The organism is Pseudomonas kurunegalensis, from assembly GCF_030291635.1.
Taxonomy (GTDB): Bacteria; Pseudomonadota; Gammaproteobacteria; order Pseudomonadales; family Pseudomonadaceae; genus Aquipseudomonas; species Aquipseudomonas monteilii.
Genome location: NZ_CP127871.1, coordinates 3,886,256 through 3,904,993, shown reverse-complemented (window position 1 = coordinate 3,904,993; position 18,738 = coordinate 3,886,256). Strand labels below are relative to the sequence as shown.

Annotated in this window: 17 protein-coding genes; 6 read left to right on the top strand and 11 right to left on the bottom strand. The window is 63.2% G+C overall.

Going from position 1 to position 18,738, the window contains the following annotated elements; translation table 11 throughout:
• Nucleotides 1-7: 7 nt before the first annotated feature.
• The 3 genes from QQ992_RS17700 to QQ992_RS17690 form a co-directional block, all read right to left on the bottom strand.
• The gene (locus tag QQ992_RS17700) at nucleotides 8-1,225 is read right to left on the bottom strand and encodes a multidrug effflux MFS transporter (protein WP_286110525.1); all 1,218 of its coding nucleotides are present in this window, start codon (nucleotides 1,223-1,225) and stop codon (nucleotides 8-10) included.
• Between the two features lie 260 nt (nucleotides 1,226-1,485).
• Nucleotides 1,486-2,796, bottom strand: coding sequence for an alginate export family protein (locus tag QQ992_RS17695; RefSeq protein WP_286110524.1), 1,311 nt, complete (start codon nucleotides 2,794-2,796; stop codon nucleotides 1,486-1,488).
• A 177-nt stretch (nucleotides 2,797-2,973) separates the two neighbouring features.
• Nucleotides 2,974-4,461 (bottom strand): aldehyde dehydrogenase family protein, encoded by a 1,488-nt coding sequence (locus tag QQ992_RS17690; RefSeq protein ID WP_286110523.1) that lies wholly within the window; start codon nucleotides 4,459-4,461, stop codon nucleotides 2,974-2,976.
• Between the two features lie 208 nt (nucleotides 4,462-4,669).
• On the opposite strand from QQ992_RS17690, the gene QQ992_RS17685 reads away from it, so the two are divergent.
• From QQ992_RS17685 to feaR, 3 genes are all read left to right on the top strand, one after another.
• A complete protein-coding gene (locus tag QQ992_RS17685; protein ID WP_286110522.1) occupies nucleotides 4,670-6,166 on the top strand; it encodes an APC family permease in 1,497 nt (498 codons plus the stop codon).
• On the top strand, nucleotides 6,147-6,719 hold the full coding sequence (locus QQ992_RS17680) for a DUF3156 family protein (RefSeq protein ID WP_286110521.1): 573 nt from the start codon (nucleotides 6,147-6,149) through the stop codon (nucleotides 6,717-6,719). Before QQ992_RS17685 ends, QQ992_RS17680 begins: the two co-directional genes overlap by 20 nt.
• Before the next feature lie 113 nt (nucleotides 6,720-6,832).
• Entirely contained in the window at nucleotides 6,833-7,777 is a 945-nt protein-coding gene (feaR, locus tag QQ992_RS17675; RefSeq protein WP_286110520.1) for a transcriptional regulator FeaR, read from the top strand.
• A gap of 30 nt (nucleotides 7,778-7,807) precedes the next feature.
• Here feaR and QQ992_RS17670 read toward each other — a convergent pair whose 3' ends face one another.
• Nucleotides 7,808-9,106 (bottom strand): NAD(P)/FAD-dependent oxidoreductase, encoded by a 1,299-nt coding sequence (locus QQ992_RS17670; protein ID WP_286110519.1) that lies wholly within the window; start codon nucleotides 9,104-9,106, stop codon nucleotides 7,808-7,810.
• Nucleotides 9,107-9,259: 153 nt separating this feature from the next.
• Here QQ992_RS17670 and hpaR point away from each other — a divergent pair, with 153 nt between their 5' ends.
• Entirely contained in the window at nucleotides 9,260-9,682 is a 423-nt protein-coding gene (gene hpaR / locus QQ992_RS17665; RefSeq protein ID WP_119369533.1) for a homoprotocatechuate degradation operon regulator HpaR, read from the top strand.
• Between the two features lie 11 nt (nucleotides 9,683-9,693).
• On the opposite strand, the gene QQ992_RS17660 is transcribed toward hpaR, so the two are convergent.
• A complete protein-coding gene (locus QQ992_RS17660; protein WP_105946704.1) occupies nucleotides 9,694-10,284 on the bottom strand; it encodes a TetR/AcrR family transcriptional regulator in 591 nt (196 codons plus the stop codon).
• Nucleotides 10,285-10,485: 201 nt separating this feature from the next.
• Between QQ992_RS17660 and QQ992_RS17655 the strand changes: the two genes are divergently transcribed.
• Together QQ992_RS17655 and QQ992_RS17650 are read left to right on the top strand one after the other, a co-directional pair.
• Nucleotides 10,486-11,655 (top strand): p-hydroxyphenylacetate 3-hydroxylase oxygenase component, encoded by a 1,170-nt coding sequence (locus tag QQ992_RS17655; RefSeq protein ID WP_110740772.1) that lies wholly within the window; start codon nucleotides 10,486-10,488, stop codon nucleotides 11,653-11,655.
• Nucleotides 11,656-11,731: 76 nt separating this feature from the next.
• Nucleotides 11,732-12,661, top strand: a complete 930-nt coding sequence (locus QQ992_RS17650; RefSeq protein ID WP_286110518.1) for a p-hydroxyphenylacetate 3-hydroxylase reductase component — start codon at nucleotides 11,732-11,734, stop codon at nucleotides 12,659-12,661.
• A 116-nt stretch (nucleotides 12,662-12,777) separates the two neighbouring features.
• On the opposite strand, the gene QQ992_RS17645 is transcribed toward QQ992_RS17650, so the two are convergent.
• The 6 genes from QQ992_RS17645 to hpaD all read right to left on the bottom strand — a co-directional run bounded on the left by QQ992_RS17645 (nucleotide 12,778) and on the right by hpaD (nucleotide 18,625).
• A protein-coding gene (locus tag QQ992_RS17645; RefSeq protein WP_286110417.1) for an IS3 family transposase occupies nucleotides 12,778-14,135 on the bottom strand; the annotation gives its coding sequence in 2 pieces (ribosomal slippage) (nucleotides 12,778-13,667 and nucleotides 13,667-14,135; 1,359 coding nt in all).
• Between the two features lie 104 nt (nucleotides 14,136-14,239).
• Nucleotides 14,240-15,043: a 4-hydroxy-2-oxoheptanedioate aldolase gene (hpaI, locus tag QQ992_RS17640; RefSeq protein WP_286110517.1), complete on the bottom strand. Its 804-nt coding sequence runs from the start codon at nucleotides 15,041-15,043 to the stop codon at nucleotides 14,240-14,242.
• A gap of 10 nt (nucleotides 15,044-15,053) precedes the next feature.
• The gene (hpaH, locus tag QQ992_RS17635; protein WP_286110515.1) at nucleotides 15,054-15,857 is read right to left on the bottom strand and encodes a 2-oxo-hept-4-ene-1,7-dioate hydratase; all 804 of its coding nucleotides are present in this window, start codon (nucleotides 15,855-15,857) and stop codon (nucleotides 15,054-15,056) included.
• Between the two features lie 17 nt (nucleotides 15,858-15,874).
• Entirely contained in the window at nucleotides 15,875-17,182 is a 1,308-nt protein-coding gene (locus tag QQ992_RS17630; RefSeq protein WP_286110514.1) for an MFS transporter, read from the bottom strand.
• Nucleotides 17,183-17,235: 53 nt separating this feature from the next.
• Complete coding sequence (locus tag QQ992_RS17625) at nucleotides 17,236-17,640, bottom strand: 5-carboxymethyl-2-hydroxymuconate Delta-isomerase (RefSeq protein ID WP_105946710.1); 405 nt, start codon at nucleotides 17,638-17,640, stop codon at nucleotides 17,236-17,238.
• 61 nt (nucleotides 17,641-17,701) lie between these two features.
• Nucleotides 17,702-18,625: a 3,4-dihydroxyphenylacetate 2,3-dioxygenase gene (gene hpaD, locus QQ992_RS17620; RefSeq protein ID WP_286110513.1), complete on the bottom strand. Its 924-nt coding sequence runs from the start codon at nucleotides 18,623-18,625 to the stop codon at nucleotides 17,702-17,704.
• Nucleotides 18,626-18,738 lie beyond the last annotated feature (113 nt).

Genomic DNA, 18,738 nt, shown 5'->3' with positions numbered 1-18,738 from the left:
CAAGGCCTCAATGGCCAGCGAGCGAGAAGCTGGCGGGGGTGTCGCGCAAGCTGAGGGCCGTCAACAGGCACACCACCAAGGTGCACAGGGCGAGCAGCGCGGCCCAGGCGGTGGGGCCGTGACCGAGTACCACGGCGGCCAGCGGGGCAGCGCTGGCGGACACCGACAGCTGGATGGCGCCCAGCAGCGCAGCGGTGGAGCCCAAAGCCTTGTCTTGCGAGGCCATGACCAATGACATCAGCGTCGACTCGGCGATACCTAAACCGAACAGCGCCACCACCATGCCGCCAGCCACACCCGGTAGCCCCAGGCCAGTGAGCGCACCGAGCAGGCTGATGCAGGCGCCGCCAGCCATGCACAGCACGCCCAGGCGGGTGAGGTTGTTCAGGCCCAGGCGGCCGATCAGGCGGCTTGCGGCCATGGCGCCGAACAGGATCGACACCCCGGTGGCACCGAACAACAGGCCAAAGGCCTGGGCGCTCAGGCCGTAGTGGGCCTGGTACACCAGTGTGGCGCCGCCGATGTAGGCGAACAGGAAGAAGAACACGGCAGCCACGGCCAGGGTCGGGCGCAGGAAGCGGCGGTCGGCGAGGATGGCCAGGTAGGTACGGCAGGCGTGGCCGAGGTGCAGGGGGGCACGTTTGCAGACGGGCAGGGTTTCCGGCAGGTTCAGCAAGCTATTGACCAGCACCGCCAGGCCCATGCCGGCGAGTACCAGCATCACTGCGCGCCAGCCGAAGTGCGCATCGATCACGCCGCCCAAGGCAGGTGCCAGGATCGGTGCCACGCCTTCGATGGTCATCAGCAGGGCGAACAGCTTGGTCGCGGCAACGCCTTGGCTCACGTCACGGACCATGCTCATGATCACCACCAGGGTCAGTGCGCTGCCCAGACCCTGGAAGAAGCGCAGCGCAATCAGGGTATCGAGGCGGGGGGCTGCGGCTGCGCCAAGCGAACAGAGGATGAACAGCAGCAGGCCGGCCAGCAGCGGTTTTCGCCGGCCATAGGCGTCGACGATGGGGCCGAAGATCAACTGGCCGGCGCCCATGGCCAGCAGGAAGAAGGTGAGCGTCAGCTGCACACGGGTGAAGCTTGCCTGATAGTGGCTGGCGATTTCCGGCAGGCTCGACAGGTACATGTCGACAGCGGAAGGGCCGAGGGCACCGACCAGGCCGAGGCCCAGGGCGAAGCTGAAGCGTATTGGGGGGGAGGGATCTGCTTGCATGGTTTTCTCTGGCTGTTTTTTCGCCTACCGGTCGGTAGGTTGGCGAATCTTATTCGCCAGGCCAGGCAAGGTCAAACCCTTCGGAGCACAGATCTGGTCGATCTGCGCGGACCCTGTAGGAGCGGCCTTGTGTCGCGAAAGGGCCGCAACGCGGCCCCGGATTTCAGCGTAACATCAACAATTGCTGGGGCTGCTGTGCAGCCCTTTCGCGACACAAGGTCGCTCCTACATCGATCGCATCGACATTCAAGCAATGTGGTTTAGAACGGCACGGCCACGGTCAACTGGCTGTACACATTGGTGCCATTTCCTCCCACCTGGTTACCACCGTTACTCTCGTCCTTGCGCGGTTGGTACAGGCCCACCAGCGGGCTGATGATCAGGTGTTCGTTGACCGCCCATTCCACGTACAGGTCCAGCTCGCGGGCATCGAGGTTGAGGCTGTCGCGGGTGCGCACCGTGTCGAAGTCGAAGTACAGGGCGCCGACCGTGAGGTTTTCCAGTGGCGTCGCCTTCACGCCCACATGGTGGATGCCGGTGTTGCTGTTGAACGGGCCGGCATAATTGGCCGCGACTTCACCCTGGAACCAGGTGCCGTAACCGCTGGACAAGCCGCTGAACAGCGAGTCCCAGCCGGCCGAGTAGCGGGTATAGCGGTAGGTGATCGAGGGGGCCCAGGGCAGGTCGGCGAAGGTGTAGCCGGCCTGCAGGTACCAGGCTTGTTCTGGGCCGTCGGTCTTGTCTTGCCAGGCGTATTCGAAGGCGAAACTGGCATTGTCGATGCCGGCACTGCCTTCGCCGCGCACGCTGTACACGTCCATGCCTTCGCGGGCCTTCTGGAAGTCGCTGGCCCACTGGTCGGCGACGTCGATGCCGTGGATCCAGGTCAACCCCACGGTGCCCAGCGCATGGGTGTAGTCCAGTGTGCCGGCGGCCAGTTCGGTTTCGGCCTGGGCGCGGTTGTCGGATTTCAGCCACAGCAGGCTGCCGTGCAAACCTTCGCTGCCACCCAGGCGCAGCATCGCAGTGCGGTCGAAGGCGTGGCGGGCGGCCAGGTAGTAGGCGCCACCACGGTCCAGCGCACCCTCTGCCACGCCATTGCCCAGGTTCGGGCCGTCATCGTTGATCAGGAAGCCGCTGCCCAGGCGAATGGTCTGGCGGCCGGCGGAAATATCCACGCCATTCTTGCCCAGCACGGGGAACAGGTCGGCCGAGCGCCAGCCGAGGAAGGCGTCCTCGATCTTGGTGGTGCGTTCGGAGCCGTCGGTGTTGCCGGCTGCATCGCCATCGCCCCAGGTGGCCGAGCTTACCCAGTTCAGGCTGCCATACAGTGTGCCGTTGCCGGCCAGGCCCTGGTCGCCGCTGAGGCCATACTTGATGAAGCCCTCGCGCCAGGTTGATCCCCCCGGGGTGCCGTCGTAGTTCTTGCGGCTGTTGAACATGCCCCATACCGCCAGCATGTCGGCGTTCAGGTGGCTGTCGTCGTCTGCGTACAACTCAACAGCGTGCGCGGCCTGGCTGGCCAGCAACGTGGCCAGTGCCAGGGTGGACAGCGTTTGCGGTTTGACCATTACACATCCCTCGATTGTTCTCGGCCCGCTTCACAGGGGCCTTTGTTGTTCGGGGGCACCCTCGGCTTGGCGAGGGGCCATCGCGGTTGGCGGCGATGGCCTATTAGGGCGTGTGCGGTGGGGCGGGGTCTTGTTCGTGGCTGCCAAGGCGCTTGCACGCCTTGGCCAAGGGGAGGGTCAGTAGCGGATCATCACCGATTTGAGTTCGGTGAAGTCATCGATGAACGCCGAGCCGAACTCGCGGCCGATGCCGGATGCCTTGATGCCGCCAAACGGTACCGCCGGGTCGAGCAGGGTGTGCATGTTCACCCACAGGGTACCGGCCTGGATTTCCGGGATCATGCGCATGGCTTTGCCCAGGTCGTTGGTCCACAGGCTGGCGCTGAGGCCGTAGGGCGAGGCGTTCATCAGGTGCAGCAGTTCGTCTTCGTCGTCATAGGGCAGGAAGGTGGCTACCGGGCCGAAGGTTTCCTGGTTGAGCAGGGTGTCGCTGGCCGACCTGGCGAGGATTACCGTAGGCTCGACGAAGCAGCCGGGGCCGTCGCCCAGCTTGCCGCCATGGATGATCTGGCTACCCTCGGCGCGTGCGATGGCGAACAGTTCGGCCAGCTTCTGCTGGTGCGGTTTGTTGGCCACCGGGCCGAACTGGGTGGCTTCGTCCAGCGGCGAGCCGATTGTCAATTGGCCCAGGCGCTGGGACAGGGCGTTCAGCAGCGGGTCGATGCGCGAGCGGTGCACGTAGAAGCGCTCGCCCGCAGCGCAGATCTGCCCCGAATGCAGGAAGCCGGCTTCGATGATGCCGTTCACAGCCTTGTCGGTTGCTACATCGGGCAAGAAGGCCACCGCGTTCTTGCCGCCCAGTTCCAGCGTCGCGCGGGTCAGCTTGGCGCCCATGGCGGCCTGGCCGACGGCGATACCCGTGGGCACGGAGCCGGTGAACGAGACCTTGTCGGTGCCCGCGTGCTCGATCAGCGCCTTGCCCACCAGGCCGCCACCGGTCAGCACGTTCAGCGCCCCGGCCGGCAGGCCAGCTTCTGTGGCCAGTTCGGCAATACGCAGCAACGTCAGCGGGGTGAACTCGCTGGGTTTGAGGATGATGCTGCAGCCGGTGGTGAGCGCCGAGGCCAGCTTCCAGATGGCGATCATGGTGGCGAAGTTCCACGGCACGATGCCCACCACCACGCCGATCGGTTCACGCAGGGTAAAGGCGCTGTAGCGTTCCCCCGCAAACGAGGGCAGCGACGGGGTGATGGTTTGCCCGGTGATCTTGGTGGCCCAGCCGGCGTAGTAGCGCAGGAAGTGTGCAGCCTGCTCTACTTCGAAGGCGCGGGAGATGCCGATGAGCTTGCCGGACTGCAAGGTTTCCAGCTGCGCCAGTTCTTCACGGTTGGCTTCCAGCAGGTCGGCCAGTTTGAACAGAACGGCGGCGCGGGCGGCGGGGCTGGTGCGCGACCACGTTGTGAAGCCTTGGCGCGACGAGCTGACGGCCTGGTCGACATCGGCCTGGTTGGCGTCGGCGATGTGGGCGATGGTCTGGCCGTTGGCCGGGTTGACCACGGCAACTTTCGCGGACGACTGGCTGGCGAGGTGCTGACCGTGGATGAACACGCCATGCTCGCGGGCCAGGAATGCCGTGACGGCAGGAAGGAGGGTAATGTCGCTCATGCAAACTCCGGGGGCAGGAAGCCAAAGCCTGCAGCTTAGTGAGCAGGCGAGAGCGGTTCTTGTGCCAGCGTGACAGCGGCATGACTGTGGCTGCCAGGCGTTGGCAGGCAGCAACAAACCCGGCGGCAGCCATTGGCAAGACGCCATGCCACCCACAGCGCAGAGTAACCACTCGTTCAACGCCACAAAAACAAGCCGGGGCACAACGATGTCACTCAACAACAAGCTCACCGAGCACCTCAACCGCGGTACGGTCGGTTTCCCCACCGCACTGGCCAGCACTGTCGGGCTGATCATGGCCAGCCCGGTGATCCTCACCGCGACCATGGGCTTTGGCATCGGCGGCAGCGCCTTTGCCGTGGCCATGGTCATTGCCGCGCTGATGATGCTGGCGCAGTCCACCACCTTCGCCGAGGCCGCGTCGATCTTGCCGACCACAGGCTCGGTGTACGACTACATCAACTGCGGCCTGGGCCGCTTCTTCGCCATCACCGGCACGCTGTCGGCCTACCTGATCGTGCATGTGTTCGCCGGCACCGCCGAAACCATCCTCTCGGGCGTGATGGCGCTGGTGAACTTCGAACACCTCAACACCCTGGCAGAATCCGCCGGCGGATCGTGGCTGCTGGGGGTGTGCTTCGTGCTGGCGTTCGCGGTGCTCAATGCCTTTGGCGTCAGCGCCTTCAGCCGTGCAGAAGTGGTCCTCACCTTCGGTATGTGGACCACCTTGATGGTGTTCGGCGTGCTGGGCCTGATCGCAGCACCGGCAGTGGAGCTGGACGGCCCGTTTGGCGTATCGCTGGTGGGCACCGACCTGATGACCATCCTGTCGCTGATCGGCATGGCCATGTTCATGTTCGTCGGCTGCGAGTTCGTCACGCCTCTGGCGCCCGAGCTGCGTCGTTCGGCCTGGGTGCTGCCGCGTGCAATGGCACTTGGGCTGTTCGGCGTGGCCAGCTGCATGTTCATCTACGGTGCGGCGATGAAGCGCCAGGTGGAAAACGTGCTGCTCGATGCCGCCAGCGGCGTGCACCTGCTGGACACGCCCATGGCCATCCCGCGCTTTGCCGAGCAGGTGATGGGTGATATCGGCCCGGTGTGGCTGGGCATTGGTTTCCTGTTTGCTGGCGCTGCGACCATCAACACGCTGATGGCCGGTGTGCCGCGCATTCTCTATGGCATGGCGGTCGACGGCGCGCTGCCCAAGGTATTCACCTACCTGCACCCGCGGTTCAAGACGCCGCTGCTGTGCATCCTGGTGGTGGCGCTGATCCCTTGCCTGCACGCGTGGTACCTGGGCGGCAACCCGGACAACATTCTGCACCTGGTGCTGGCCGCCGTGTGTGCGTGGAGCACCGCCTACCTGCTGGTGACGTTGTCGGTGGTGATCCTGCGCATCCGCCGGCCGGACCTGCCGCGTGCCTACCGCTCGCCGCTGTTCCCGCTGCCGCAAATCGTCTCCAGCACGGGCATTCTGATCGGCATGGCGTTCATCACACCGCCAGGCATGAACCCCGCTGATGTCTATGTGCCGTTCGCCATCATGCTGGGTGCGACTGCGGCCTACGCATTGTTCTGGACGCTGTGCGTGCAGAAGGTCAACCCGTTCAAGCCGGCGCGGGTGGAGGATGTGCTTGAGAAGGAGTTCGCCGCCGAGCCTGGCCATGCCGTGGAGCACGTGCTGCATGATCAAAAGTTTGCGTAAGCAGCTGTTGGCGCCTCGGGCGCCTTCCGGCTACCGCCCAGGGGCGACGCTGGTGTGTCTGGCGCGCAACCTGGGGCAGCAGGGCATCGCGTCGGCCGGGGTGTTTCAAGACCCGGCTCAAGGCTGGCGGGCCGAGGTGCATGAACGTGTCGAGGCACACTTGCTGATGCACATCGTCACCTGCGAGTTCCGGTTGCAGGTCGCTGCCCGGCAAGGGGGCGATGTGAGCCTTGAGGTGCGCCATGCCGGTGCGTTGCGCCGCACGGGCCTCACCTGTGTATACCGCAAGGGCGACCAGGCGCGCTTCACCCGGCTGCGTGATGCCCTGCAACAGCATGAAGCATTGCAGGCGGCACTGATGCCGCTGGACTTCAAGCGCCTGACCCTGGCCTGCCACGAGGGCCAGTGGTTGCTGACGCTGGAGCACATGGGGGGCAGCGAAGTGGTCAACCGCATGCCTGCGTTTCGCCGCTACATTTCGATCAGCCCGCAACAACGGGCGCATCTGATGGCCAGCCTGGCCCATTTCAGCACCTTGCTACCCGCTCTTTGACGCCGCTTGGCATACGCCTTGCTGTATCTACCGACAAATGATGACAGTTGTGCGTACATAGATAACATGTTAACAATGTGCGCATAACAACAAATCCTGCGTCGAGGGCAGCCATGCATACTCAACAATCCAACCGTCAGGGGCTGGAACGCTGGACCACGGCCATGCAGCAGATCTGCGGCCGCTTCGAGACGGAGCTTGCGTCCAATCACTCGCTGTTCATTGGCGAGGTTTCCACCTTTTCCCGCGCCGGCTTGCCGCTGGCCAACCTGCGTACCAACGCCGGCAACATCCGCCGGCTGGGCGAAAACCCCACCCTCGACGATGACCAGCATTGCTTTCTGGTGAGCCAGCGTGCGGGCCATTCGACCGTGTCCCAAGGCGGTATGCAGGTCAGCCTGGCGCCGGGCGAGTTGCTGTTGATGGATTCGGTCGGGCGTTGCGAGATCACCCCCAGCGGTTTGATCGAGCACGTCTCGTTGGCGCTGTCACGCGAGCAGGTGCGCAAGTACGTGCAGGGCAGTGGCCCGATGTTCGGCAAGATTTCCTCGACCAACGCCTGCGGGCGCATGTTGCATGTGTTGATGGACCAGCTGTGCAAGGACGGCAATGTGAGCGGTGATGGCGCCCAGGGAGACGCGCTGCAGACCGCCTTTATCGCCCTGTTGGAGCCAGGCTTCGAGCGCCATGGCGAAACGCCGGGTAATCTTGGGGCCTTGAGCGGCGCCAATCTGCGGGGTTACGTGCAGCAGGTGATCGACGAGTCGCTGTCACAGCCTGGGCTTACTCCCTCCAGCCTGGCCGGGCGCCTGAACATTTCGGTTCGCCACCTGTACCGGCTGTTCGAGGAGGAGGGCGATAGCGTATGCCGCTACATTCAGCGGGCACGGCTGAAGCGCAGCGCCGATGACCTGGCCAACCCGTTCTTCAAGGGCGAGTCGATTACCTCGATCGCCTACAAGTGGGGGTTTACCGACTCGGCGCATTTCAGCCGTTCGTTCAAGAAGCAGTTCGAGCGCTCGCCCAAGGACTATCGGGCTCAGGTCACCGCCAGGTAATGCTTGACGAACGCCTCGCTGTCAAAAGGTTCAGCGACGGCCGTTGAAGTAGCCCGACAGCTGGTGCACGGTCTTGCCGGCGGTGAGCAGTAGCGGGCGGAAATGGTCCTTGCCGAAGATGCGCGCATGTTTGACCGCGCTGACCAGGTCATAGCGCTTCGATCCTTCCTGCATGCCCTCGGCGAGGACTTTGCAAATGATGTGGCTGGGCGTGACGCCAAAGCCCGAATAGCCTTGCACATAGAAGGCATTGGGCCGGTTGCTGAGGGTGCCGATCTGTGGGAACAGGTTGGCACTGGTGGCCATCGGGCCACCCCAGGCCAGGTCGATGCGCACGTCTTTCAGGTAGGGGAAAATCTTCAGCATCAGGGCGCGGTTCCAGGCCTTCAGGTCCAGCGGGAAGTGCTCGATAAAGGGCGTGGCGGCGCCGAACAGCAGCCGGTTTTCGCGGGTGACCCGGTAGTAGTCGATCACCGGGCGAATATCGCTGTAGGCTCCGCGAATCGGGCTGATGCGCTCGATCAGCTCGTCCGCCAATGGCTCGGTCATCATCTGGAAGGCATAGGTGTTGATGGTGCGTGCGTGCAGTTCTGGCTCCAGCTTGTTGAGGAAGCTGTCGCAGGCCCACAGCAGCTTGCTGGCGCGTACCGAGCCGCGGCCAGTGCGCACCTTGATACGCTCGCCGTAGGTCACTTCCAGAGCGGGGCTGTGTTCGAAGATGCGCGCACCATGGCCGACCAGTGCCTGTGCCTCGCCCAGCAGCAGGTTGAGTGAATGTACGTGGCCACCGCCCATGTGCAGCAGGGCGCTGCTGTAGGCATTGCTGCCGATGATCTGGCGCACTTCACTGCCGCCAAGAAACCGGATTTCGTCGTGTGTGTTGATCGCCTTGAATGCCTTTTCCCATTGGCGCAGGGTCTGTTCCTGGCGGCGGTTGAAACCCATGTACCCGTAGCCGTGGCAGAAGTCGGCGTCGATGGCGTAGCGGGCGATGCGCGCCTTGATGATGCCGGCGCCCAGTTCGCTGATCTCGAAAATGTCCCTCACACCCTGGTCGCCGACACTGCTGCGGATCTTCTCCAGGTCGTGGCCTATGCCTGCCATGATCTGTCCGCCGTTGCGCCCGGTACCGCCATAACCCAGGTAACGGGCTTCGAGCACGACGACATTGGTCACGCCTTTTTCTGCCAGCTCCAGTGCGGTATTGATGCCAGAGAAGCCGCCACCGATCACCACCACATCGGCCTCGATGTCGCTTTCCAGCGTGGGGAAGCTCAGGTTGTACTTCTTGGTCGCCGAGTAGTAGGTGGGGCTTTCGAGGGTGATCATGTCGCAGCCTGCTGAATTGAAAGGGTGATTGGCCGTTTCGAGGGGCGCCCGGGCGTTGCTGCAACGAAATGGGTAGAAACCATTCTATTAATGTATTAATGATTATGCACTGGCATACTCGCCGGTTTGCTATTCTCAGCCCCACGAGCCCGCATGACCACACCAAGACCCTCCCTGACCCTGACCTTGCTGCAGGCGCGCGAAGCCACCATGGCGTTCTTCCGCCCGGCGTTGAATGCCCATGACCTGACCGAGCAGCAATGGCGGGTCATCCGTATCCTGCGCCAGCAAGGTGAGCTGGAAAGCCATCAGCTGGCCGAACTGGCGTGTATCCTCAAACCCAGCATGAGCGGGGTGCTCAAGCGTCTGGAGCGCGACGGTATCGTGGGGCGGCGCAAGTCGCCGGAAGATCAGCGCCGGGTGTTCATCAGCCTGACGGACGCCGGCCAGCAGGCGTTCTTGGCGATGAGCGAGGAAATGGCGCGCAACTACGACAAGATCATCGCCCAGTTCGGCGAGGACAAGCTGCAGCAGCTGATGCAGCTGCTGGATGAAATGAGAAAGATAAAACCCTGACGCACCCGGCGTCAGGGGTTGAGCGACAGCGAATCTTCCAGCACTTTCAGCAGCGCTGCCGCGCGCCGTTCATAGGCGCCGGGGCCTGCGTACATCAGTTCCACATACAGGCTGTCGATGATGCCTTGGTAGGCATCGGCATACAGCGCCAGCCGGCTTTCTGCCCAGCCGTGGCGAGCTTGCAGGGCCTGGCAGAACCCCACACGTATGCCGTCCAGGTAGTGCTCGAAGCCCGATGTGACAACCGGCTTGATGCTTGCCGGGGGCAGGAACGCCGTGCGCAGCACAAAGCGCAGTTCGGCCGAGTCGCGATAACGGTCCGCCAGGTGCAAGGCCAACCAGTGACCGGGTGCCAGGCCGTCGCGGGTTTCCTGGGCGAAGGCGTGCTCGACAAAGGCCGTTTCCTGCACCAGCGCCCGCTGGAACACTTCCACGAACAAGGCATCCTTGTTGGCGAAGTGGGCATACAGGGAGGCCTTGCGCATGCCGGCCAGCTGGGCGATTTCGTTCAGCGAAGAGGCGTCGTAGCCGTACTCGGCAAAATGGCCGACGGCGGCATCGCACACACGCACCGCAGAAGGGGAAAGGTCTTTCAACTGCATCGCTCCGTCAGGGGCGCGGTGGCCCGCGCGCGTCTCGAGGGGGGATTGTGGTGATCGAAAATGCACGGGTCAATGCTTGTCGCAGGGCAATTTGACAGCGCCATGGAAAGTGCAATGTTCCCCTCGTAACGTGCATTCCGCCGCCCAATCACGGCTCACATACTGATCGCGTCTTCGAATCCAATAAGAAAGAGACCGTTCATGAAAAAGCCAAACCCGCTGCTGGAAGACCTGAAGTCCATCCTGCCGACCATCGCCGCCAACGCCATGCGCGCAGAACAGGACCGCAGTGTGCCGGCAGAGAACATTGCCTTGCTGAAAAGCATCGGCATGCACCGCGCTTTCTTGCCCAAACTTTACGGTGGCATGGAAATCACCCTGCCGGAATTCGCCCAGTGCATCGCGTTGCTGGCCGGTGCCTGTGCCAGCACCGCCTGGGCCATGAGCCTGCTGTGCACCCACAGCCATCAGATGGCGATGTTCTCGCCCAAGCTGCAGCAAGAAGTGTGGGGCGCCGACCCGGACGCCACCGCCAGCAGCAGTATCGCGCCGTTCGGCCGTACCGAAGAGGTCGAGGGTGGGGTTTCGTTCAGCGGCGAGATGGGCTGGAGCTCCGGTTGCGACCACGCCGAATGGGCGATCCTCGGTTTCCGCCGCAAGAATGCCGAAGGCAGCCAGGACTACTGCTTTGCCATCCTGCCACGCAGCGACTATGAAATCCGTGATGACTGGTATGCCGTGGGCATGCGCGGCAGTGGCAGCAAGACCCTGATCGTGCGCGATGCTTTCGTGCCCGAGCATCGCATCCAGAAGGCCAAGGACATGATGGAGGGCAAGTCGGCAGGCTTTGGCTTGTACCCCGACAGCAAGATTTTCTTCGCCCCGTATCGCCCGTATTTCGCCAGTGGTTTCTCCACCGTCAGCCTGGGTGTTGCCGAGCGCATGCTGGAGGTGTTCCGCGAGAAAACCCGTAACCGCGTGCGGGCCTACACCGGTGCAGCGGTTGGCGCCGCCACCCCGGCGCTGATGCGCCTGGCCGAATCCACCCACCAGGTGGCCGCCGCCCGCGCGCTGCTGGAAAAGAGCTGGGACGAGATTGCCGAGTACAGCGCCCGCCATGAATACCCCACGCGGGGCACGCTGGCGTTCTGGCGCACCAACCAGGGCTATGCGGTGAAGATGTGCATCCAGGCCGTCGACCGGCTGATGGAAGCGGCGGGCGGTGGCGCCTGGTTCGAGAGCAACGAACTGCAGCGGCTGTTCCGCGATTCGCACATGACCGGCGCCCATGCCTACACCGACTACGACGTGTGTTCGCAAATCCTCGGCCGCGAGCTGATGGGCCTGGAGCCCGACCCGGCCATGGTCTGAGCCGCCAGCTTTGTAACTATCCCCACAAGCACAACAACAATCAGGGCAGGCTGCCAGGCCTGCCCGGGAGCTTTGCATGTCCAACGAAACCTTCGATTCACGTGCCTTCCGCCGCGCCCTGGGCAACTTCGCCACGGGCGTGACCGTGGTGACCGCCGCCGGCCCCAGTGGCCGCAAGGTCGGCGTCACTGCCAACAGTTTCAACTCGGTGTCGCTGGACCCGGCGCTGATCCTGTGGAGCATCGACAAGCGCTCGACCAGCCATGAGGTGTTCGAAGAAGCCTCGCACTTTGCCGTGAACATTCTGGCGGCTGACCAGATCGACCTGTCCAACAACTTCGCCCGGCCGAAGGAAGACCGCTTTGCCGGTATCGACTACGAAACGGGAGCAGGCGGTGCGCCGCTGTTTGCCGACTGCGCGGCACGCTTCGAGTGCGAAAAGTACCAGCAGCTGGACGGTGGCGATCACTGGATCCTAGTGGGCAAGGTGGTGGCCTTCGATGATTTCGGCCGCTCGCCGCTGCTGTACCACCAAGGTGCCTATTCCATGGTGTTGCCGCATACCCGCATGACCCAGCGCGCAGAGGGGCAGGCACCGAGCAGCCACTTCCAGGGCCGCTTGCAGCACAACCTGTACTACCTGATGACCCAGGCATTGCGTGCCTACCAGGCTGATTACCAGCCGCGCCAGCTGTGCACTGGGCTGCGGACCAGTGAAGCGCGCATGTTGATGGTGCTGGAGAACGATGCGGGGCTGAGCTTGAACGAGCTGCAACGGGAAGTGGCGATGCCGGTGCGGGAAATCGAGGAAGCGGTTGCCAACCTCAAGCGCAAAGGGCTGATTGCCGATGACGACGGGCGGGTACGGTTGTCGGTGAAGGGCGTGGATGAGACCGAGGCCTTGTGGACCATTGCCCGGGAACAGCAGGACAAGGTGTTCGGGCAGTTCAGTGAAGAGCAGCTGGATACTTTCAAAACTGTGCTCAAGGCGCTAATCAATATCTGAAGTTGAAAAGCTGGGGCCGCTTTGCGGCCCATCGCCGGCAAGCCAGCTCCCACAGGGACCGCACAATGCTCAAGGGCTGCGCAGTACCTGGACTGCCCCCGAAAAGTTGGACAGTTTCAGCTAGCAGCCGCAGCATGGGTCCTGTATTTCACAGGGCTCATGCCATTGAGCTTTAGCTTGATGCGGTCATGGTTGTAGTAGTGGATGTACTCATCCAGACCAGCTTTCAGTTCTTCAACGCTCTCGAAGCGCTTCGGGTAGAAAAACTCGGACTTAAGCGTACCAAAAAAGCTCTCCATAGCCGCATTATCCAGGCAGTTTCCTTTGCGTGACATGCTCTGCTTCAGCCCTTGCTCTGCCAGCTTGTGGCGGTACTGCGAGTGTTGGTAGTGCCAGCCTTGATCTGAGTGAAGCACCAGTTTCGGCTTGTTTCCCAGGCGCTCGAAGGCCTTGTCCAGCATGTTGGTAACCAGCCCAAGGCACGGCCTGCTGGCCACTTCGTAGGCCACGATTTCGGCGTTGTACAAGTCCATCACAGGGGAGAGATAGATCTTTTCCTGAGCCACTTTGAACTCGGTAACATCGGTCACCCACTTCTGATTCGGGCGCTGCGCGAGGAAGTTTCGCTCCAGCAGGTTGGGCGCGATGGTGCCGACAACCCCCTTGTACGACCGGTACTTTTTTGGCCGTACTAGTGAGCGAAGATCAAGCTCGACCATCAAACGCTCCACCACCTTCTTGTTAACCAAGGTGCCGCCATTGCGGATCACGATTGCAACGCGCCGGTAACCGTATAGCCCTTTTTCCTCGTGATAGACACGCTGAATCATCTGCTTCAGAGCAGCATGCTTGTCAGGTTTGGCCTGCGCTTGAAGCTGGTAATAAAACGTACTGCGTGGCAGATCCGCCAACTGTAGAACGGCGGCCAAGGGAAACCGGTCCTTGAGCGCCGAGACGATCAGGGCTTTTTGGGCTGCCTTCGTTCCTGCTTCTTCAGTTCTTCCAGCTTTTTTAGGTAGGCGTTCTCCATGCGCAGCCACTCAAGCTCGGCCAGCAACTGGTCGCGGCTTTTCTCTGTGTCATCGGAAGTCGTAGGTTTGATGGGATAAGGCTTTTTCGGCATGGCAGCAGGTTTTCTTTTCTTGGGAGCAGGCAGTGCAGGGTCACCACTGTAGTGTTGCCGCGCCCAAATGCCTACCTGCGAGGACTGGCCGAGACCGAAATGGGCGGCGGTCTGACGCAAGGAAAGCTGATGCTTGTGCATGTACTCAAGGACTGAGCACTTGTAGGTCGCACTGTACCGCTGGCCTATTTTGCGCAGACTGAACTGTCCATGTTTCTGGAAGCTTGAGACCCAGCGCCGCAGCAGGCTGAAATCCACGGAAAATCGGCGGGCTACTGTTCGGAAGCCTTCACCACTCTCCAAGTAAGCCTGAACGGCAGTAAGCTTGAATTGGTCTGAATACTTGCTCATGTGGACACCCCAAGAAATTGGATTGGTGTCCAACTTCTTGGGGGCAGTCCAACCTGTGGGAGCTGGCTTGCCGGCGATGGGCTGCGCAGCAGCCCCAATGTGCCTCAGTAGACACCACCCCCGGCACTGCCAACCACTGGCGTACCCTTGAACTTCCCCGCCAACTCGCGCAACCCGCGCATCAGCACCGTGGTATCCACACCCACCGCCACAAACGCCGCCCCCAGTTCGATGTAACGCCGCGCCAGTTTCTCGTCCGCGCTGAGAATGCCTGCAGCCTTGCCCGCCATGCCGATGCGCACGATGGCGTCTTCGATCGCTGCCTGCACCTCAGGGTGCCCAGGATTGCCCCGGTGGCCCATCGCGGCACTCAGGTCCGCAGGCCCGATGAACACGCCATCCACACCGTCCACCGCAACGATCTCGTCCAGGTTGGCCAGGCCTTCCTTGTTCTCGATCTGCACCAGCAGGCACATCTGCTCATCCGCATGGTCCAGGTAACCGGGGATGCTGTTCCAGCGCGAAGCCCGCGCCAGTGCGCTACCCACCCCGCGAACGCCTTTGGGTGGGTAATGCATGGCCTTCACCAGCTGCTGCGCCTGCTCAGCGCTTTCCACCATTGGCACCAGCAAGGTCTGCGCGCCGATATCCAGCACTTGTTTGATCAGCGCGGTATCACCGATCACCGGGCGGATCACCGCCTGGCTGGGGTAGGGCGCCACCGCCTGCAACTGCGCCAGCATGCCGCGCAGGTCGTTGGGTGCGTGCTCGCCGTCGATCAGCAGCCAGTCGAAACCGGCATTGGCAGCCAGCTCGGCACAGTAGGCATCGGCCAGACCCAGCCACAGGCCGATCTGCGGCTCGCCGCTACGCAGCCGTTGCTTGAAGTGATTGATGGGCATGTCCATGGGCAGGTCCTCAAACGAAGCGGCAGGCGATGGAGCCGAGCATGTCGTAGTCGACGTGGAAGGTGTCGCCAGGGCGTGCAGCGACCGGGCGGGTGAACGACCCCCCGAGAATGATCTGCCCGGGTTGCAGGGTAACGTCGTACGCGGCCAGTTTGTTGGCCAGCCAGGCCACGCCCTTGGCCGGGTGGTTGAGCACGGCGGCGCTGACCCCGGACTCCTCGATTACGCCGTTGCGGTAAAGCACGGCTGGCACCTTGCGCAGGTCGATCTCGGTAGGGCGCACGGCGCGGCCACCCATGACCACGCCCGCATTGGCCGCGTTGTCGGAAATGGTGTCGAACACTTTGCGGGTCGCCTGGGTTTGCGGGTCGACCTGCTGAATGCGTGCGTCGATGATTTCCAGAGCCGGGATCACCCATTCGGTGGCGTCCAGCACGTCGAACACCGTGACGTTCGGGCCTTTCAGCGGTTTGCCGAGGATGAACGCCAACTCCACCTCGACGCGCGGCACGATGAAGCGCTCGAAGGGGATGTCGCTGCCTTCGTCGAACAGCATGTCATCGAGCAGGGCACCGTAGTCGGGCTCGGTGATGTTCGACGACACCTGCATGGCACGCGAGGTCAGGCCGATCTTGTGGCCTACCAGCTTGCGGCCGGCGGCGAGCTTTTTCGCCACCCAGGCGCGCTGGATGGCGTAGGCGTCTTCGATGGTGATTGCCGGTTGCTCCAGCGAGAACTGGCGCACTTGCTCGCGGCTGCGTTCGGCCTGGTCGAGGCGTTCGGCGGCGTGCTGGATGAAAGCGTTGTCTAGCATGGGGGAGGTCTCTTGATTCAAGGGTTGACGATGGCGGCCCGGGTGCGCAGCACCAGCAGGCCACCCAGGGCGATGAACACGGCCAGTACGTACAGGGCCAGGCTGGCGCTGTGGGTGGTGTCACGTACCCAGCCGATGAAGTAGGGCGTGAAGAACGAGGCAATGCTGCCCAGCGAACTGATCAGGGCAATGCCGGCAGCCTGGGTGCGTGAATTGAGAAATGCCGGTGGCAGTTGCCAGAACATCGGCAGTGCGGCGCTGGCGCCCATGCCGGCCAGCACCAGGCCGGCCATCACCGGCAGCGCTTGCTCGGGGGCAATCGCAGCAACGGCGATACCCGTGGCTGCCATCAGCAGCGGTACACACAGGTGCCAGCGGCGCTCACGCAGGCGGTCGCTGGAGCGGCCGCAGACCAGCATGAACACGCAGCCGGCCAGGTATGGCACAGCGCTGAGCAGGCCGACGCTGGCATCGCTGCCTACCCCGGCACTGTGAATCAGGCTGGGCATCCAGAACGCCAGGGTGTTGACCGCCAGCATCACCGCGCAATACACCGCTACCAGCAGCCACAGCGCCCGGCTGGCGAAAATGGCGCTGAACGAGGTGACCGGCTTGCGCTGCTCTTCCTCGCCAAACTGAGCGCGCAACGTGGCTTTCTGCTGATCGTCCAGCCAGCGTACCTTTTCGAAATGCTCCGGCAGCACGGCCAGCACCACCAGGCCCAGCAGTACCACCGGCGCGCCTTCGAGCAAGAACATCCACTGCCAGCCACGCAGGCCGGCGGTGTCGTGCATGAAGGCCAGGATAGCCCCGGACACCGGCCCGCCAACCACCCCAGCCAGGGGCACGGCAATGGCGAACAGCGCGGTGACCTGGGCTCGGCGCCCGGCTGGGTACCAGCGGTTGAGGTACACCAGGATGCCCGGGAAGAACCCGGCCTCGGCCGCGCCCAAGGCAAAGCGCAGCAGGTAGAACGCGCTGCTGCTTTCGATCAGCAGCATGCTGGTGGACAACAGCCCCCATACCACCATCAGGCAGGCGATCCAGCGGCGCGGGCCGACGCGGTCGAGCATCAGGTTGCTGGGTACGCCGAACAGCGCATAGGCGATGAAGAACAAACCGGCGCCCAGGCCGTAGACCGTGTCGGACAAGTGCAGGTCCTGGCTCATCTGCATCTTGGCGAAGCCGATGTTGATGCGGTCCAGGTGGGCGAACAGGTAGCACACCAGCAGCAGCGGCATCAGCCGCCAGGTGACTGCCCGATGGGTACTGTCGGCCCGTTCAGCGTGTGCCTCGCGCGGCGAGGCGTGTTCGAGTGTGCTCATGTTTTTGTACTTGTTCTGTAATGAGGCGGGGAAGGGGCTTTTGAGCCGGCGCGCTAGCGGTTGAACAGTGGGTGCAAGGTGCTGTGCTTGGCGTCGTAGACCTGGGCGGTGCTGTGGTCGATCTGCACGGTGATGCCGATCGGGCGCTGTTGCAGCAGTGGGTCCAGGCGGGCTTTCAACACCGCCAGCAGGTTGTCGCCTACGGCCTTGTGCACCTCGGCGCTGCGGCCGGTGGCCATGCGCAGGTTGGCGTACAGGAACCCGTAATCGCCCTTGCCGTCGGCCACCGCGCAATGGGCGGCGGGGTAGGCCAGCACGCGGGTGCCGCCGGTGGGGAACACCGCTTTGCCTTCGGCATCGCGCTGTTCCAGCATGGTGTCGGCCAGGGCACGGCACAGGCCGGGGATGTCGGCGTCGGTTTCCAGGTCGGGGGTGTAGAGCAGAACCAGGTGTGGCATGGGCGCTTCCTCGGTGAGGCGCGGCTGGCCATCCGTGGGCGGCCAGCCACAGACAGGTGAGTTACAAGCGGCTGGTGGACACCACCGCAGCCGGGTTGGCAGCCTGCGCCGCCGGGATGGCCTTGCCATCCTGCGGGGTGACCGGGAAGATCGCGTTGATCTGGCCGGTGCCGGACGAGCCGAAGTAGGGCGTAACCACTTCAGCCTTGCCGTCGTAGTCGGACCAGCCCAGCGCACCCAGCAGCATGGCCGTGTCGTGCATGAAACCTTCGCCGTGGCCCTTGGCGGCGTACTCCGGCAGCATCCCGCAGAAGGCATCCCACTCGCCGTCCTGCCACATTTGCACCACGCGGTGGTCGAGGGTTTCCAGGAACGGGCTCCACACCTTGGTGGCGAAGTCCGGCGCCTGGCCGTTTTGCGCAAAACGGTGCGACAGCGAGCCGCTGGCCAGGAACGCCACGGTGCCGTCGTAATGGTCTTCTACTGCCTTGCGCATGGCCCAGCCCAGGCGGGCGCTGTCGGCCAGGTAGTGCGAGGTGCACAGTGCCGAAACCGAGACCACCTTGAAGTGCTGGTCCTGGTTCATGTAGCGCATCGGCACCAGGGTGCCGTACTCGGGGGCAAGGGTGGTGGCGTGGTGGGCCATGGTTTCGACGTTGAAACGGTTGCACTCTTCGGCCATCAGCTTGCCCAGCTCGGGGTTGCCAGGGAAGGCGTAGGGCATGTTGCTGATGAAATGCGGCAGCTCGTTGCTGGTGTACACGCCCTCGAAGTGCGGCCCGCACAGTACGTGATAATTGGCGTTGACCAGCCAGTGGGTGTCGAACACGACGATGGTGTCTACGCCCAGCTCGCGACAGCGGCGGCTGATTTCGTAATGCCCGTCGATGGCTGCCTGGCGAAAGCCCTGGCGCGGGCCTGGCAGTTCGGACATGTACATGGACGGTACATGGGTAATCTTGGCAGTGAGAGCGAGTTTGCCCATGGGGGTCTCCGATACGACGTTGTTGTTGTCTTGTGGCAGACGCGGTCCCCTGTAGGAGCGGCCTTGTGTCGCGATGGGGCGCGCAGCGGCCCCGGCGATATCTGCGGCGAAGC